This window comes from bacterium (assembly GCA_019912885.1).
Lineage (GTDB): Bacteria > Lernaellota > Lernaellaia > JACKCT01 > JACKCT01 > JAIOHV01.
The window spans coordinates 31,330-46,960 of record JAIOHV010000206.1 but is presented as its reverse complement, the minus strand read 5'-3'; the positions used below and the strand labels follow the sequence as shown (position 1 = coordinate 46,960).

Below are 15,631 nucleotides of genomic sequence, written 5' to 3'. Positions count from 1 at the left end.
TCGTTGTGGTCGTCGTCGTTGTGGTCGTCGTCGTTGTCGTCGTCGTTGTGGTCGTCGGGATTGGGCTGTTCTGCACGATCGTGATGTCGTTGAACGCGTAGAACGGATAATTCCCGTCCGCGCCCTGCACCACGTATGCCGTATTACCGATGACCGCGCCCGAGGTGCGGTAGACGGGACGGAACATGTTGCCGAAATCAGACCAGCCGCCGCCCGCGGCCGCGTTCCGGAAATAGGAATTCGCTGCGAGCGATCCGCCCGAATCAACGCCGGCCGCGAGGATGAAACGTTCCCCCCCGCCGCCGGACCCCATGCAAGCCGCGCCCCAACGAGCCGCGGGCAGGCTCGTTGCGTCGACGGACCAGGTGTTTGTCCCCGGGTTGTAGATGTATCCCGTCGAAAGGGCGCTGGCGCCGTCAAAGCCGCCTACGACGTAGATCTGGCTATTGTACGGAAACGCACAATGAAACCCGCGCGCACCCGGCATGTTCGCGCGCGCCAGCCACGTGTTGCCGATGGGGTCGTAACGCAATAACTGGTTTGACGGCACGAATCCGCTCGAAAGGTCGCCGCCCCCGACCATGTAGATGTAGCCGTCGAGCGCAACGAGCTGCGGCGCCCACGTCTTTCCGCCCGGCACCGACGCCCGCGTGTCCCAGGTATTTGTCGCGATGTTGTATCGATAAAAGGTGTTCGCGCTCGGCGCCATGGCGCCGTCGATACCGCCCGCACTGACGAAAACTTCGTTGCCCGCGATGGCGGCGCGAACGGTGTACGTCAGGAAGTCCGGCGCCAGCGACTCAAGATTCCATGCGCCGGCATTAAACCGCTCGACGACGCCGCCCGATACGCCGAAATAGTAATAGACCAGAAAGTCGAAGCCTTCAATATTGTATAGCGACACGCCGTTGGAAACCGTGGCGTTGTCCATGTAATAATAATTCGTGGGGATGCCATTGGTCCACGGACCGTCGATCGCGCTCGTGACCGGAATGTCGAAATCGTCGCCCTTGTCGTATTCGTCAAACCAGTCGACGACCGTGCCCGTCGTCGATCGAATCGCCGCCTGCGCGTGACCGGCAAACAGCAGGACGAGCGCGAGCATCATCGCAACGGAGACGGACCTTAGTGCCGCGTGGCGGCTCCCGGATCCGGCCGGCGACGCACCACGATGGCGCGCGGGTCGGTCGTTCGAATGATGGCGCATCGATTCCCCCCCGGGCGATGCTCAATTCCACGAATTTCCGTCGTATATTTTTCTGACGCGTTGAAACGAGGGGTGAAAATAGCGGCAAACACAAGAAATTGCAAATGGAAAATTATCAAGTAAGAGAAATCACGGCCCGCATGATGCGAAGCCGGGGGGAGGAGCGCGAAAATCGGCCTGGAATCGGCCGCCGAGGGACATTTAGCCGAGCGCGACAATGACCTGGGAGCGGGACGCCTCCTCGCCGACGAGATCGAGGATTTCGGGAATCTGCTTGACGCGGATACCGAGCGCCTTCACCGCGGCCAGATGCTTTTGTTCTTCGCCAAGCGCGGCTTCCACGGTGTGGGCCGGCCAATGAAGATTGCAAACGTAATCCGCCAGTTGCACGACGTACGACAATCGCCGTGCGGATTCCGGCGCCTGATCGGGCGTGTGGTGATTTTCGATCGCGATCGCCACGAATTCCGGCAATTGCCACATGCGGGCGACGAACCCGCCGAGGGTTGCGTGCGTAACGCCGAGCATCTCCTCCTCAACGGCGTGGAGCGTATACCCGGACTGAGCGTGTTGCTTCAGCACGTCGCGCAACTTCTGGGGAAAATAGAGAGACAGGACAAGCAAGCCCATATCGTGCAAAAGACCGCACGCGTATTCGCCGTCCGGCTCCGGCGCCGGCGGTGTGTGCTCCCCGGAATTGACGGCAAACCCGTGAACGACGCGCGAAGCCACGGCCACCGAAATGCTGTGGCGCCAGAAATTCGGAAGATCCAGAACCGAACTTTTTTGCTGGAACTGACTGAAAACGGAGAGCGTCATGACGAGGTTACGGACTTCGCGAAACCCCAACCGCGCCACCGCAAACGGCACCGACGTAATTTCCGAGCGGTTACCCCGTGCATAAAAAGCCGAGTTCACGAGCCGCAGGAGTTTGGCGGAAACGGCCGGGTCGTCCTGTAGAATGCATGCGACGTCGGCGGTCGAGGTATGCGGGCTGGCGACCGCCTCATTGAGCCGGGTCACCACGCGCGGCAACGTGGGAAAATCGCGAACCTTGTCAAGATGTCGAAGAATCTCGTTATCCGTTTGCGTCACTTTTTTTATCCTTGGGCGAACGAGATATCGCCGACCGCAATCGTGGCCGGAGCCGCGATCTTTCGCAAGCGACCCAGCAGCGCCGGCGGGCGGCCGCCATGATCCGTGACGGAGCGCCCCCGATATGTGACGCAATTCTGGAAAGAAATCAACTTGATTCGAGCTTGATCCTCAACATCTCCTTTAGGTATGATAACGGCGCGATCAATCGGTAAACCCGCGCGATCGAACGACCGAAACGACAATAATATGAACGGATTGGCAACCCGACGCCGGTTTTCGCTCACCGCCGCCGTTTGCGCCGCGCTCGTCGCATCCGCTTGCGCGCCACGGCCGGCCGTCGAGCCCGAAGGCGTAATCCGTCCCACCCGGCCGACCGGATCGATTCGCCGGCCCAACGGCGGCCACCTGGTGGACGGCGCCCTTTTCGTGCCGTTTCCCGGCGTGCGCGTCGCGAACCCCGACCGCGTCTTCGGGACGGACGAAACGGTCGCGCTGCTCACCCGCGCCATCGTCGAAACGCAGGCGAACTCGCCGGGAGCGCCCGATCTTCTGATGGGCGATATCTCGATCGACGGCGGCGGGCCGCTTTCGCCGCACCGCAGCCATCAGTCGGGCCGCGACGTCGATATCGCCCTCTACAAATTGAACGGAAAGTTTGAATCGTCGTTCAAAACAGCGACGCCCGAAACCCTGGATGTCGCAACGACGTGGCTATTCATCGAGACGCTGCTTTTGACCGACCGCGTTCAGTACATTTTTTTGGACAGCACGCTGGCCGACGCCTTGCGCCGGCACGTCGGTCTCGCGTTTTCCGGCGAGCGGCTGAGCACGTGGTTTCAATTTCCGCGCAAGCGCGGCACGCGCGCGGGCGTCATCCGTCACGCGTCCGGCCACCGCGATCACATGCACATCCGCTTCCACTGCCCGCCGGCGGACTACTGGTGCGTTGACTGATCCGCGCCGTCAGGGATGGCGCACCAGCGTGATTGAAAACCCCTGATACTTTTTCTTGAGCGCCGAATCGAGCGCCCAGACGCTGATCGGAATCGACGCGATCAAACCGATCGCGATGCCGACCTTTCGCGCGACCTCAAATTGCGTCACGGTGCCGATCAGCACGCCGCCGAAAAACGACAGAATGGCTCCGGCGACGGCGCTGGCGAGGGCCGCCCTCCACAAGAAAGACCACCACACCGACAGGGTTTGCCGCAGGTTCATTTCGGCCATTGCTGACCTCCGATATGTTATATCCATTACATAGTACGCGCGGGAATCAACGGGCGTCAACATGATTTTCGGTCCGAAACGGTTGTTACGCGGGCGATTTTTCCCAAAGGACGAAACACTCGCGGTTTCCCTTGGGTCCTTCGACGGGGCTGTCGAACGCGCCCCGATCCGAGAGGCGCAGGTTTTCGCGCGCGAACCGTCGCACCGATTCGATGGCGTCCACGCGCACGGCCTCGTCGCGCACGACGCCGCCGGAGCCGACGCGCCCCCGGCCCGCCTCGAACTGCGGTTTGACGAGCGCGAGGATCCGCCCGTCCTCCTTTACGCAAGCGGCGACGGCGGGCAGCACCAGGCGCAGGGAAATGAAGCTGACGTCGATAACCGCGAGATCGACCGTCTCACCGATCGCCTCCGGGGTGATCGTCCGGGCATTGGTGCGCTCGAGCAGACGCACGCGCGGATCGCTTCGCAACGACCAGGCGACTTGCCCATAACCCACGTCCACGCCGATCGCACGAGCGGCGCCGCGGGCAAGCAGGCAATCGGTGAAGCCGCCGGTGGAGATGCCCACGTCCAGGATCACCAGGCCGTTTGCGTTAATGCCGAAATGATCGAGGGCCGGTTCAAGCTTCAGGCCGCCGCGCGAAACGTAGGGATTGGCGTCGCCGCGAATTTCGATCGCCGCGTCCGGCGAAACCTCGCGCCCGGCCTTGTCCGCGCGCTCGCCGCCGACGAACACGATGCCGGCGAGGATCATCGCCTGGGCTCGCTCGCGCGTGGGGGCGAACCCGCGCTCGACGAGGGCGCGATCAAGGCGGAATTTTTTGGGGTTGCTATCGCGTGCGTGCGTCGGCAATTCCGCGTCAGCGCAGAAGTTCGCGGACGGCTTTTTCGATGCCCGCCTCGTCGATACCGTATTTGGTCCACAGTTCTTGCTGCGTTCCGTGCTCGACGAATTCGTCCGGCAGGCCGACCATGCGCACGCGAACGCCGGTCGCATCGTCTTCGGCGAGCAGTTCGAGCACCGCGCTTCCGAATCCGCCGCGGCGCGCACCGTCTTCCACCGTGACGACGCGGCGGGTCTTTTTCGCCCACGGCAGGATGAGGCCGGCGTCGAGCGGCTTGGCGAAGCGCGCGTTGATGACCGCGACGCTCTTGCCTTCCTTCGCGAGCGCCTCGGCGACGGTTAACGCGGGGTAGACGCGGTTGCCGTACGCGACGATGACAAGGTCATCGCCCTCGCGAAGCAGCTCGCCCTTTCCGAACGGCAGCAGGTTGAATCCCGCGCCGACGGCCGCGCCCGGGCCGTTGCCGCGCGGGTAACGTAGCGCAACGGGCATGCGGTATTCGACCGCGGAATACACCATGTCGCGCAACTCGGCCTCGTCCTTGGGGGCCATGAGGGCGATGCGCGGCAGGCCGCGCAGGTAGGCGATGTCGAAAGCGCCGTGGTGCGAGGGGCCGTCCGCGCCCGCGAGGCCGCCGCGATCGAGCGCGAAGACGACCGGCAGATTTTGCAAAAGCACGTCGTGCACGACCTGATCGAACCCGCGTTGCAGGAAGGTCGAATAGATCGCGGCGATCGGCTTGAAGCCCATCTTGGCCAGGCCCGCGGAGAAGGTGACGGCGTGCTGCTCCGCGATGCCGACGTCGTAGCAGCGGTCGGGGAAGGTCTTCATCAATTTGATGAGCCCCGTGCCGGATAGCATCGCGGCGCTGATGCCGACGACGGACGTGTCCTTTCGCGCCATGTCCACGACCGCGTCCGCGAAGACATCCGTGTAGGTCGGCGCGGCGGTCTTTTTCGACGGCGCGCTGACGATGCCCACCGCGGGATCGAACTTCGAGATGCCGTGGTACTTCAGCGGATCGGCCTCCGCGGGCGCGTAGCCTTTGCCCTTCACCGTGAGCGCGTGGACGAGCACCGGGCCGGCCGTGTTCTTCACCGCGCGCAGGGTGTCCACGAGCGTGTGGATGTCGTGGCCGTCGATGGGGCCGACGTACGTGAACCCCAGCGCCTCGAACAGCGAGCCGGGCGAGACGAGGCCGACGGTGTGTTCCTCGAGCTTCTTGGCGACGCCGATGGCGTTTTCGCCCATCGGGCCCATCGCCTCGAGAAACGCGCGGATACCGTTTTTGATCGACTGGGCGGTCTTACCGATGCGCCGGCGCGACAGGAACGAGGAAAGCGCTCCGACGTTCGGATCGATGCTCATGTCGTTGTCGTTCAGAACGACAATCGGCGCGCGGTTGCTGTGCCCCGCGTGGTTCATCGCCTCGAACGCCATGCCCGCGGTCAGCGAGCCGTCGCCGATGACGGCGACGACCTTGCGGTCCTCGCCGGCGAGCCAGCACGCCTCGCACACACCCATCGCGCTTGAGATGCTCGTTCCGGCGTGACCGATCATGAACATGTCGTGCTCGGACTCGTCGTAGTGCGGAAAGCCGGAAAGCCCGCCGAACTGGCGGATGGAGTGCAGGCGGTCGCGCCGGCCGCAGAGGATCTTGTGGGGATACGCCTGGTGGCCGACGTCCCAGATCAGCTTGTCGTACGGCGTGTTGAAGACGTAGTGCAGCGCCACGGTCAGCTCGACGGAGCCGAGATTGCTCGAAAAATGCCCGCCGGTCCGGCTGACCACGTTGATGAGGTATTCGCGGACCTCACGGCAGACCTGTTCGAGCGCGTCTTCGGGCAGAGCGCGCAGGTCGGCCGGGTCCTGGATGCGCGGGAGGATCGGGACCTCCGCGTCCCTCGTGCGGACCTTGGTCAGCGTCGCTTCAAGTGTCGTCATCGTCGGTTTCATGTCCCTCATGCAAATCGGCATCGTCAAGGCCGGGATCGAACGGCTCGATCGCCACCGTTCCATCCGGCTGACGCAAAAGGATTTCGATCTTCTTTTCCGCGCCGGAAAGGCTCTCGGACAGGGCGCGCGAGAGCTTCACACCCTCCTCGAAGGCGGCGAGCGCCTCCTCGAGCCCCACGTCGTCGCCCTCCAGGCGTTCAACGATCTTTTCGAGCCGCTCCATGCGCGCGGAAAAGGTCTCGCCGTCACGCGCGGCCGTCGTGTCGCAGCCGCCGGCTTCCGATTTCCTGGCGTTTCGTTTCACGTTCCCCGCCGCCGCTTCCGTCCCCAAAACCGGGGCGGAACAGTCAAGCGCGCATTATCCCGGTTCGTCGCGCGAGAATCAACCGAAAGCGGTCTTACGCAGCGCGTCGCCTGGGAGCGCGGGCGTCCCGCCTGCTTCGGAACAACCTCACGCGGTGCCGCGGGATGGCGGAGTCACGGCGATGTCAGGGCCGCAAGCGAAGCAAAGCGGAGCGCGCGGTTGCGTTCGCGAATCGCATGGCTCGCGCGAAGGCGCGGACGCGCGGAGGCGCGGACGCTGCGACGAACGGAGCCGCGCGCGTCAGCAAGCGGCCTTCCTGATCGCGTTACGAGATGGCGTCACGAGTGACGATACGTCCCCTCTAGCGATACACCAATTCCGCATTCCCTCGGAACACGGGAATCGACGCGCGCAGTCCTAATTTTCGGTGCGCGGCTTCGCGCCCTGCTTGCCGCCGCCTAATCGCTGTTACTCGACAATGACTCTCGAGCGATCCAAGCACACCACGCCACAACGCGTAACTTATTTCCTTCGCTAATTGCCACCATTATTTGTTGGTCCAATTCTTCCTCATCGTCGCGATTGTTACGATATTCTTCTTCTAGATTTCGTGCTTGCTCCGTCAATCGGCGCCGTTCTTCAATAGAAGTAGAGCTTTTCGCAAGCCCTTGCATTTTTTTCTTTTCCTTCAACACTTCTTCGCCATCAAGAATTATTTTTCTAATTCTATCCAATTGCTATTTTATCTCTTTTTGCCTCTCGCGGGGAAAATGATCGTCGCCTGGAATAACTACGTCGACGCCAACTATGAATCCAAGGCTCAACAAGTCCGCAATTTGGCTAATTCCAAGCCAATCGCCCTCGTACGATTTAGCACTGAGCACAGGCATCGCTATGTATTCGTTCCTTATTTCTTGGACACAAACGATGCCACCATATGGCAGTCCCTTGTTACGCAAAACATTTCCGTCAATGACGAATCGCTTACCGTTTATATCCTCGGGAAAACCATCTCCGGGTCGGCGCGGTTTATGCAAAATCGTTTGTAGCGCAAAGAGATAACGAAATTCATTATGCCAGGACATTGGTACGCGCCTGCTTTTCGCTCGAACTCTCCAAGACCTGCGATAGAACTCCAATGCGCGACAAAGATAATGGCACACGACTTTCGATTCAGAATGACTTCGCATTTGTCACCTCGTTTGTTGTGGGCAATTTTTTCTGCACGACAGCTTTACCTGCGCTTTCTCCGAGCGACCTATTGAGTTTCCTTTTCAAAACGTAAAAATCAGTGCATTACGCGTTCTGATTAGTTTTCCTCGCCGGATAACTAATGCTCCGTATTTGCTGCGTATTCGTCGCGCCTGTCGTCGCTCTTGGGGCAAGACCGCCTATCGCCGCCTACCCAGGAACCCGCATTTTTTTTCAATATACGACATCGCTTTTTTACGACATTTTCCATTTCCTTCCTTATCCGCCTGCTCTTCCAGCTGCAAGACCAAGGAAAAATACTGTCACTCCAAGCAAGAACCCCGCCACTGTAACAAGGGCCTCCATGATTTCCGGCAGAAAGAACAAAAACACTCCAGTTCCGATAATTACCCAAAAGCCGTAGACCATACTGCCGACGAATCTCTCGAGCGCGCCTCCAAATTGACGTGGCATTGCTGTCTCCTTTCTTATAATTCGCGTGCTACTAGTTCATTCCCGATTTCAACGCAATTATGCCGCTATTTACTGCCGTGACTATTGTTGTGGTTTATTTACAGCGGCCCTTGTTTCGCCGCTAAGAATTGCGCTAACTCTTTCAATAAGAATTGCGATAAGATCGGTGCCTTTCAGTCCTTGGCGGGCCGGTCGGTTGGCGGCTTTTTCTGAAGAGAGGCTCGTGATTGGTACGGATGCGCTCATGGCCACAATGTTTAACACGGCTGTGCCGCCAAAGCAATAGAAAAATGCGGCGGGTGAGTCTTTCCGTGGTTCCAAATCGCGGCGCGATGTGTATGCGACGGCGCGTTGAGTGGACGGCGGCTCTCCCTAACACCGGCTGCTCGTGGCTTCGAACCGGGCGACCGCTTGCTGACGCGCGCGGCTCTGACGTCGCGGAATCGCAATCGAAGCGGGCGGGCCGCCCGCGGTCCCGGGGTGCCGGCGCTCGCGGCGCCGACATCACAACCCGCGCATTTCGCTTCGCTTCATTTGCGGCTCGGACATCGCCGTCGGGCGCGCGCGCCTTGACCCGTGCGTGCGCTCCGCCTAAATTTGCGGCTCGATTTTTCCGTTGCTTTTGCAGCGCGTACAAACGCCAACGCACGCATCCGGCGTGCTCGCGGATTTCGCGAGGTACGTCCGGGTTCGCTCCGATCCGGGGGAATGACCAATGACGACCGACAATCCCTATTTCGTCGACGAGAGCCGGCCGTGGTTCGCCGAGGGCGCCGGTTGGCCGGCGGAGGTGCCGAAAAACGCCACGTTCGTGCACAAGCCGCTCGGGCAGGTACTGCGAGACACGACCCGGGAACACCCCGAGCAGGACGCCGTCTGGTTCCAGGGCGTGCGCATGAAGTATCGCGAACTCGACGAGATGTCGGACCGCGTCGCGACGGGCCTTGCGAACCTGGGCTTCAAAAAGGGCGACGTCATCGCGCTGCTTCTGCCCAACTCGTTCCAGTACGTCGTCTGCTACTACGCGTGCATGCGCCTTGGCGTCATCGTCTCGGGCTGCAATCCCACGTACAAGCCCGGCGAGGTGCTGCACCAGCTCAACACCATCGGCGCCAAGGGCATGGTGGTGCTCGATATCCTCTACGATCCGATCGTCGCGCCGATCCGCGAGAAGTCGCCGGTGAAGATCTACGTCAAGACGAACATCACCGACATGATGAAGCTCTCGCCGATCAAGAAAACGCTCGGCGGGCTGCTCGGCAAGATCCCCAAGGCCGACGTGCCGAACGCCAAGGACTTCACGCAGCTCATGAAATCGCCCGCGTCACCGCCGAAGGTGGACATCGATCCGGACGACGTGGCGACCTACATCATGACCGGCGGCACGACCGGCGTGCCCAAGGCCGCGATGCTCTCGCACTTCAACATCGTGGCGAACTCCGATCAGGCCGCGCTTTGGCTTTTCAAGATGCGCGCGGGCGCGGCGATCCTCGGCATTTTGCCCCTGTTCCACAGCTTCGCGCACACGTGCGTCATGAACATGTGCGTCCGGCTCGGGATGATGCAGATCCTGTTCCCCAAGCCGCCGGACATGGACGACCTGTGCAAGACGATCGTCGAGGTTGGCCCGCCCAAAGGGACGATGTTCCCGGGCGCGGAGATCCTCTTCAAGAAGGTCGCGGAGTTTGACGGCATCGGCAACTACGACCTCAAGGGCAAGCTCTCGCTTTGCGTTTCCGGCGCGGGCCCGCTGCACCGCCCGGTTCAGGAGGCGTTCGAGGCCAAGACCGGCGCGAAGCTCGCCGAGGGATACGGCCTGACCGAGACGAGCCCGATCGTCTCCGCGCACGCGTTCTGGGGCGAGTCGATGATCGGCACGATCGGCATGCCGGTGCCGGGCACGGACTGGCGCATTGTCGACGCGGGCGATCCGAAGATCACGATTGAGCCGGGCACAATGGAGCAGGATGCGAACGGCGAGCAGAAGCCGAAGTCCGGCGAGATCATCGTCGCCGGACCGCAGGTGATGCTCGGGTACCTCAACCGCAAGGAAGACACGGACGACACGATCGTCGAGATGGACGGCAAGCGGTGGCTTCTCACCGGCGACATCGGATTCATGGATGAGAAGGGCCGCATCACGATCAACGACCGCAAGAAGATGCTGATCAAGAACAAGGGCTGGTCGGTCTTCCCGTCCGAGGTCGAGACGCTGCTCCTGGGGCACGAGGCGGTAACCGACGTCGCGGTCTCCGGCCTGCCGGACGACGAGAACCCGCCGGAGTGCATCAAGGCCTGGGTCGTCGTCGCGCCGGACAAAAAGGGCAAAGTGAGCGAGAACGACATCCTGAAATGGGCCAAGGAAAACATCACGTTCTACAAGGTGCCCAAGCACGTCGAGATCATCGACGAGGTGCCCAAAAACGCCATCGGCAAGGTCATGCGCCGCGAGCTTCAGGAGGCCGATCCCATCTACAAGGCGTGGAAGGAAAAGCAGGGGCAGAAAAAGAGCGCGTAGCGCCGGGAGAAAACGATCGCGTAACGAGAGGGCCGCGTTTTGCGCGGCCTTTTTCCCATCGACATGAAACAAAAACGAATTCGCATCGTTCGGCATGGCAAGCGCCGCATGCGCCATCGGAGAATCGACGAATCCGACGTCGTCGACGCGGTCAAAAATCCGGACTCGATCGAGGTTCAGGGCGGGCGTCGCATCGCGGTGAAACAGGCCGGCGCGCACGACCTTCGAGTCGTGTATATTGAGGAAGGCGCCGAGATCGTCGTTTTGACGGCGTTGCGGAAACGGAGGCGGCGATGAAAATCGAATACGACCGCGAAGCGGACGCGCTTTATATCGCGCTGACGGATGCCAAGGTCGCGCGGACGGAAGAAGCCGAGATCGGCGTCAATATGGACTACGATCGGAAGGGCCGCCTGATCGGCATCGAGGTCCTCGGCGTGAGCGAAAAATATTCCGCGACCGACTTGAACTCGATCACCGCCACCGATCTTGTCGGCGCGAAAGTCGCCGCGTCGTGATGCGCGCGACGCCGATCCCCCGATAAACGATTCTTATCCCCGCTGGGCGCGCAGCAGGCGGATCATCGCCCATGCGGCGGCGATCGGCGCGAGCGTGCCGAGATAAATCGGCGTCTTGCGCCAGGACGGGAACGCGCGGCCGAACAGCTCCGCGACGCCATCGCGCGAGATGAGCGAGAAGTGGTCGAGGTGTTCGCGCACGTTGAAGTCGTGACCGAAATATTCGGCCAGGTGCACGAAGCAAAACCAGAATCCGACCGCGACGAGAAGCGCGACGGGCAGGTGCGCCAGCGCGCGCATCCCCACGTCGGAAACGCGCGCGTTGACGCTGTCGAGCCACGCGCCAAACGGTAGAAAAAGGATCGGCAGCGTCAGCATGAGATAGCGCGGATCGCCGGAGCTGCCGCCGTCGAACTCGTGGAACTTCGCGAACAGCGACGACCAGGCGAAAATCGCCACAAACTGCATCGCCGCCGCCGCGGGACGCTCGCGCGCGTAGAAGTACGCGCCGAGGAACGCGAAGATCAGAATGGGATGAAGCCAGAACAGGCCGATGGGATACGGATCCGGCAGGCCGAACAAAAGACGATTCATGCCGACATGCCAGGGCGTGTCGAACATCATCCCCGGCTCGTGGAAGAACGCGAAGCGCTCCGGATTGTGCCAGCGGCCGAACGTGCGCCACGGCGCGCCGAAGCAGACCGTGTGATAGATCGCGACCGGCACGAGCGCGAGCGCCGCGAAACCGATGTTCGTCGCCAGCCCGCGCCACTCGGCCGCGTCACGCGACACGCGATATCTCGATACCAATCCGGCGCCCACGCCGTCCGTGCGCACGATCGGTAGCGTGCGTCCGTTCGGCAACATCATGTTCGCCAGCGGGAGCAGAACCCAGAACATGCCGGCGGGAAACGCGATGCAGGCGATGTAGGCGAGGCTCGCGAAAAACGCGCGCTCGCGCGCCGTGGACTTCGTGAAGTCGAGGCCGTCGCCGAGAAGCGACCAGAGCGCAAGAAAAAACAGCGCCTCGAACGCGTGGTTGTACAGGTGCGCGGAAAATTTCCAGTGCATCGACGCAAGCGCGAAAACAAGCGCAACAATCCACGCGACGGCGGGCGTGCGTCCTTGCCGCAAAAGCAGGCGCAGCAGAAGGATCACGACAAGCGCGCCCGCCCACGAAACGAACACCGTGGCGAAATGTTTTCCCGTGTGGTCGGGCAACCAGCCGCCGAATTTCGCGACGAGGACGGCGACCGCGTGGAACGGCACGAGAAGGAACGCCACGCCCGGCGCCCGGTCGGAATAGTAGTGCCCGTCCTTGATTGCGAAATCGACGCCGCCGGTGAAATCGACGAACCACGTATCGATCTTGAACGTGCCTTCCTCCACGATCGCCCGCGCGAGCGCGTAGTGGGCGCCTTCGTTGGACGCGGCGATGGGAAAGGCGGAGGCGTAGTAGATCGTCGTCAGGACGACAAAAAGCGTCAGGACCGATCGGCGGGAGAAACCGGGTTCGAAGAAAAACGGCGGCGTCACGCGCGCGCTTCGTCCGCCTCGAACAGGGCAAGCTGGCGCGTGGCGACCTCCTGCTCCGGCTGGTCGGGATAGCGGCCGTCGAAGCAGGCGTAACAATAGGTATCCGGCGCCGCCGGCAGGCACTGCTGCATGCCCTCGATCGAGAGATAACCAAGCGAGTCCGCGCCAAGAAACGCGGCGATCTCGTCTGTCGTCATCTTCGTCGCGACAAGCTCCTCGCGCGTCGGCGTGTCGATGCCGAAGTAGCACGGCCACGCGATCGGCGGCGAGCTGATGCGCACGTGGATCTCGGCGGCGCCCGCCTCGCGGATCATCGACACGATCTTGCGCATCGTCGTGCCGCGCACGATGGAATCGTCCACCAAAATGACGCGCTTGCCCTCGATCACCGCCGGATTCGGCGACAGTTTCAGCCGCACGCCGAAATGGCGGATGTTCTGCTCCGGTTCGATGAACGTGCGCCCAAGGTAGTGGCTGCGCACGAGGCCAAGCTGAAACGGCACACCGCTCGCCTCCGCATAGCCGAGCGCGGCGGCCATGCCCGAATCCGGCACCGGCGTGACCAGATCCGCGTCCGCCGGGTGCTCCTCGGCAAGCTTGCGGCCGAGCGCGAGGCGCACCGGATACACCGGCTCGCCGAAAATCTTGGAGTCCGGCCGAGCGAAGTAGATGAACTCGAACACGCACGACGCGCGGCGCTTTTCCGCGAACGGGAAATACGAGGTCATGCCGTGCTCGCCGATGACGAGCACCTCGCCCGGCTCCACCTCGCGCTCGTATTCGCCCTCGAGAAGCGCAAGCGCGCAGGACTCGCTGGCGACCACGGTCGCGCCGTCCTTCTTGCCGAGCATCAAGGGCCGCCAGCCGCGTGGGTCGCGCGCGGCGATGAGCAGGTTCTCGGTCAGGAACACCATGCTGTACGCCCCGACGACCTGATCCAGCGCGGCGATGATGCGCTGCACCGGATCGCCGTGTCCGCGCGCGATGAGGTGCGTCACCACCTCCGTGTCCGTCGTGGACTGGAAGATGATGCCCTCGGACTCCAGGCGGTTGCGCAAGCCCTGCGCGTTCACCAGGTTGCCGTTGTGCGCGATGGCGATCGGCCCCCGCGCGTATTCCACCGCGAAGGGCTGCGCGTTCTTGATGTGCGACGAGCCGGTCGTCGAGTAGCGCACGTGGCCGATGGCGGCGTGGCCGACGAGGCGCGACAGGTTTTCCTCGTTGAACACGTGGCCGACAAGACCCATGTCGCGGTGCACGTAGCTGCGCTCGCCGTCGTGGCTGACGATACCGGCGGACTCCTGCCCGCGATGCTGCAACGCCTGCAGGGCGAGATAGGCGAAGTTCGCCGCCTCGTCGTTGCCGAAGATGCCGACGACGCCGCACTCGTCCTTGAAGTGCTCGTCGTGCGGATCAGCCATCCTGTTTTTCGAATACCCGTTCAAAAATTTTCTCCACGTGACGCACCTGAATGGCCGGATCGAGCGCGGCGCGGATCGCCGCCTCGTCGATGCGGCCGGTGATGTCCTTGTCGGAAAGCAGCTCGGTCAGGAAATCCGCGCCCGTCTCCCAGACCTTCATGGCGTTCCGCTGCACCATGCGGTAGGCGTCCTCGCGGCGCACGCCCTGCTTCACGAGATGAAGCAGAATCGTCTGCGAGGCGTACAGCCCGCCCGTCCGCTCCATATTCTCGCGCATTTTGTCCGGATACACGACCAGTCCGCCGACGATCTCGTTTGCGCGGTGGAGCATGAAATCCAGCGTGATCGTCGCATCCGGGCCGATCACGCGCTCCACGGACGAATGGCTGATGTCCCGTTCGTGCCAAAGCGCCTGATTTTCGAAGGCCGCGATCGCATTCGAACGCACCAGCCGCGCAAGACCGCTTACGTTTTCAGAGAGGACCGGATTGCGTTTGTGGGGCATGGCCGAGCTGCCCTTCTGCCCCGCGTGGAATTTTTCCTCGGCCTCATACACTTCGGTGCGCTGCAAATGACGCACTTCCACCGCGATCTTTTCGAGCGTGCCGGCGACTACGGCGCACTGCGCGAAAAACTCCGCGTGCCGGTCGCGTTGCACGATCTGGCTCGACGCGGGCGCGAACGCGAGGCCGAGCGATTGGCACGCCGCTTCCTCGATCGACGGCGGCAGGTGCGCAAAGGTGCCGACCGCACCGGAGATCTTGCCGACGGCAACGCGAGAGCGCGCGGCGACAAGGCGTTCGCGGTTGCGCCGCATCTCGTCGTACCAGATCGCGAGCTTGTGGCCGAAGGTGATGGGTTCCGCGTGGATGCCGTGCGAGCGGCCCATCTGCAACGTGTCCTTGAACTCGTACGCACGCGTCTTGAGCGTTGCCATGAACTTGTCGATGCCGGCGACGAGCAGATCGCAAGCCTGGGCAAGCTGCATCGCGAACGCGGTGTCGAGCACGTCGGAGCTTGTCATGCCCCAGTGCAGCCAGCGCGCGTCCTCGCCGACGGACTCCGCGACGTTCGTCAGAAACGCGATTACGTCGTGGCGCGTTTCCTTTTCGATCTCGAGCACGCGCGCGGGATCGAAACTCGCCTTTTTCTTGATCGTCTCCACCGCCTCGCGCGGCACGAGGCCCTCGGCCGCCATCGCCTCCGCAGCGGCGATCTCCACGGCAAGCCACGCGGCAAAGCGGTTTTCGTCGGACCAGATTCGCGCCATCTCCGGGCGCGTGTAACGCGGGATCATGCGGGCGCCCCTGGCCGGGCGCGAGCGGCGAACAAC

At 62.3% G+C, this 15,631-nt stretch carries 16 protein-coding genes; 4 read left to right on the top strand and 12 right to left on the bottom strand.

Going from position 1 to position 15,631, the window contains the following annotated elements:
• The 3 genes from K8I61_18530 to K8I61_18520 all read right to left on the bottom strand — a co-directional run.
• Window positions 1-1,105 (bottom strand): hypothetical protein (locus tag K8I61_18530; protein MBZ0274041.1); only part of this gene is annotated, 1,105 nt, incomplete at its 3' end.
• Window positions 1,106-1,408: 303 nt separating this feature from the next.
• Window positions 1,409-2,302: an HDOD domain-containing protein gene (locus tag K8I61_18525; protein MBZ0274040.1), complete on the bottom strand. Its 894-nt coding sequence runs from the start codon at window positions 2,300-2,302 to the stop codon at window positions 1,409-1,411.
• 5 nt (window positions 2,303-2,307) lie between these two features.
• A complete protein-coding gene (locus tag K8I61_18520; GenBank protein ID MBZ0274039.1) occupies window positions 2,308-2,700 on the bottom strand; it encodes a hypothetical protein in 393 nt (130 codons plus the stop codon).
• A gap of 13 nt (window positions 2,701-2,713) precedes the next feature.
• Between K8I61_18520 and K8I61_18515 the strand changes: the two genes are divergently transcribed.
• Window positions 2,714-3,259, top strand: coding sequence for a penicillin-insensitive murein endopeptidase (locus K8I61_18515; protein ID MBZ0274038.1), 546 nt, complete (start codon window positions 2,714-2,716; stop codon window positions 3,257-3,259).
• A 9-nt stretch (window positions 3,260-3,268) separates the two neighbouring features.
• On the opposite strand, the gene K8I61_18510 is transcribed toward K8I61_18515, so the two are convergent.
• The 6 genes from K8I61_18510 to K8I61_18485 all read right to left on the bottom strand — a co-directional run bounded on the left by K8I61_18510 (window position 3,269) and on the right by K8I61_18485 (window position 7,725).
• On the bottom strand, window positions 3,269-3,532 hold the full coding sequence (locus K8I61_18510) for a hypothetical protein (protein ID MBZ0274037.1): 264 nt from the start codon (window positions 3,530-3,532) through the stop codon (window positions 3,269-3,271).
• An 85-nt stretch (window positions 3,533-3,617) separates the two neighbouring features.
• Window positions 3,618-4,388, bottom strand: coding sequence for a TlyA family RNA methyltransferase (locus tag K8I61_18505; GenBank protein MBZ0274036.1), 771 nt, complete (start codon window positions 4,386-4,388; stop codon window positions 3,618-3,620).
• Between the two features lie 7 nt (window positions 4,389-4,395).
• A complete protein-coding gene (gene dxs / locus K8I61_18500) occupies window positions 4,396-6,324 on the bottom strand; it encodes a 1-deoxy-D-xylulose-5-phosphate synthase (GenBank protein MBZ0274035.1) in 1,929 nt (642 codons plus the stop codon).
• Window positions 6,311-6,559 carry an exodeoxyribonuclease VII small subunit gene (gene xseB / locus K8I61_18495; protein MBZ0274034.1) on the bottom strand — a complete coding sequence of 83 codons (249 nt, stop codon included), beginning with the start codon at window positions 6,557-6,559 and terminating at the stop codon, window positions 6,311-6,313. The genes dxs and xseB overlap by 14 nt, the downstream gene beginning before the upstream one ends.
• Before the next feature lie 539 nt (window positions 6,560-7,098).
• Entirely contained in the window at window positions 7,099-7,374 is a 276-nt protein-coding gene (locus tag K8I61_18490; protein MBZ0274033.1) for a hypothetical protein, read from the bottom strand.
• A gap of 3 nt (window positions 7,375-7,377) precedes the next feature.
• On the bottom strand, window positions 7,378-7,725 hold the full coding sequence (locus K8I61_18485) for a hypothetical protein (GenBank protein MBZ0274032.1): 348 nt from the start codon (window positions 7,723-7,725) through the stop codon (window positions 7,378-7,380).
• A gap of 1,295 nt (window positions 7,726-9,020) precedes the next feature.
• Here K8I61_18485 and K8I61_18480 point away from each other — a divergent pair.
• The 3 genes from K8I61_18480 (at window position 9,021) to K8I61_18470 (ending at window position 11,341) form a co-directional block, all read left to right on the top strand.
• Complete coding sequence (locus tag K8I61_18480) at window positions 9,021-10,823, top strand: AMP-binding protein (GenBank protein ID MBZ0274031.1); 1,803 nt, start codon at window positions 9,021-9,023, stop codon at window positions 10,821-10,823.
• Window positions 10,824-10,931: 108 nt separating this feature from the next.
• Complete coding sequence (locus tag K8I61_18475; GenBank protein MBZ0274030.1) at window positions 10,932-11,120, top strand: DUF4258 domain-containing protein; 189 nt, start codon at window positions 10,932-10,934, stop codon at window positions 11,118-11,120.
• Window positions 11,117-11,341, top strand: a complete 225-nt coding sequence (locus K8I61_18470) for a DUF2283 domain-containing protein (GenBank protein ID MBZ0274029.1) — start codon at window positions 11,117-11,119, stop codon at window positions 11,339-11,341. Before K8I61_18475 ends, K8I61_18470 begins: the two co-directional genes overlap by 4 nt.
• A 33-nt stretch (window positions 11,342-11,374) precedes the next feature.
• Here the strand turns inward: K8I61_18470 and K8I61_18465 are convergent, their stop codons facing one another.
• Genes K8I61_18465 through purB form a run of 3 tightly spaced genes read right to left on the bottom strand, consistent with a single transcriptional unit; the run spans window position 11,375 to window position 15,595 of the window.
• The gene (locus K8I61_18465; GenBank protein MBZ0274028.1) at window positions 11,375-12,877 is read right to left on the bottom strand and encodes a hypothetical protein; all 1,503 of its coding nucleotides are present in this window, start codon (window positions 12,875-12,877) and stop codon (window positions 11,375-11,377) included.
• Window positions 12,874-14,298: an amidophosphoribosyltransferase gene (gene purF, locus K8I61_18460; GenBank protein MBZ0274027.1), complete on the bottom strand. Its 1,425-nt coding sequence runs from the start codon at window positions 14,296-14,298 to the stop codon at window positions 12,874-12,876. Before purF ends, K8I61_18465 begins: the two co-directional genes overlap by 4 nt.
• Window positions 14,291-15,595, bottom strand: a complete 1,305-nt coding sequence (gene purB, locus K8I61_18455; GenBank protein MBZ0274026.1) for an adenylosuccinate lyase — start codon at window positions 15,593-15,595, stop codon at window positions 14,291-14,293. The genes purF and purB overlap by 8 nt, the downstream gene beginning before the upstream one ends.
• Between the last annotated feature and the right edge of the window lie 36 nt (window positions 15,596-15,631).

Coding starts and splice junctions, on each gene's coding strand:
- K8I61_18510 (MBZ0274037.1), bottom strand. CDS start 3,532: ATGGCCGAAATGAACCTGCGGCAAACCCTGTCGGTGTGGTGGTCTTTC.
- dxs (MBZ0274035.1), bottom strand. CDS start 6,324: ATGACGACACTTGAAGCGACGCTGACCAAGGTCCGCACGAGGGACGCG.
- xseB (MBZ0274034.1), bottom strand. CDS start 6,559: ATGGAGCGGCTCGAAAAGATCGTTGAACGCCTGGAGGGCGACGACGTG.
- K8I61_18485 (MBZ0274032.1), bottom strand. CDS start 7,725: ATGTCCTGGCATAATGAATTTCGTTATCTCTTTGCGCTACAAACGATT.
- K8I61_18480 (MBZ0274031.1), top strand. CDS start 9,021: ATGACGACCGACAATCCCTATTTCGTCGACGAGAGCCGGCCGTGGTTC.
- K8I61_18475 (MBZ0274030.1), top strand. CDS start 10,932: ATGCGCCATCGGAGAATCGACGAATCCGACGTCGTCGACGCGGTCAAA.
- K8I61_18470 (MBZ0274029.1), top strand. CDS start 11,117: ATGAAAATCGAATACGACCGCGAAGCGGACGCGCTTTATATCGCGCTG.
- purF (MBZ0274027.1), bottom strand. CDS start 14,298: ATGGCTGATCCGCACGACGAGCACTTCAAGGACGAGTGCGGCGTCGTC.
- purB (MBZ0274026.1), bottom strand. CDS start 15,595: ATGATCCCGCGTTACACGCGCCCGGAGATGGCGCGAATCTGGTCCGAC.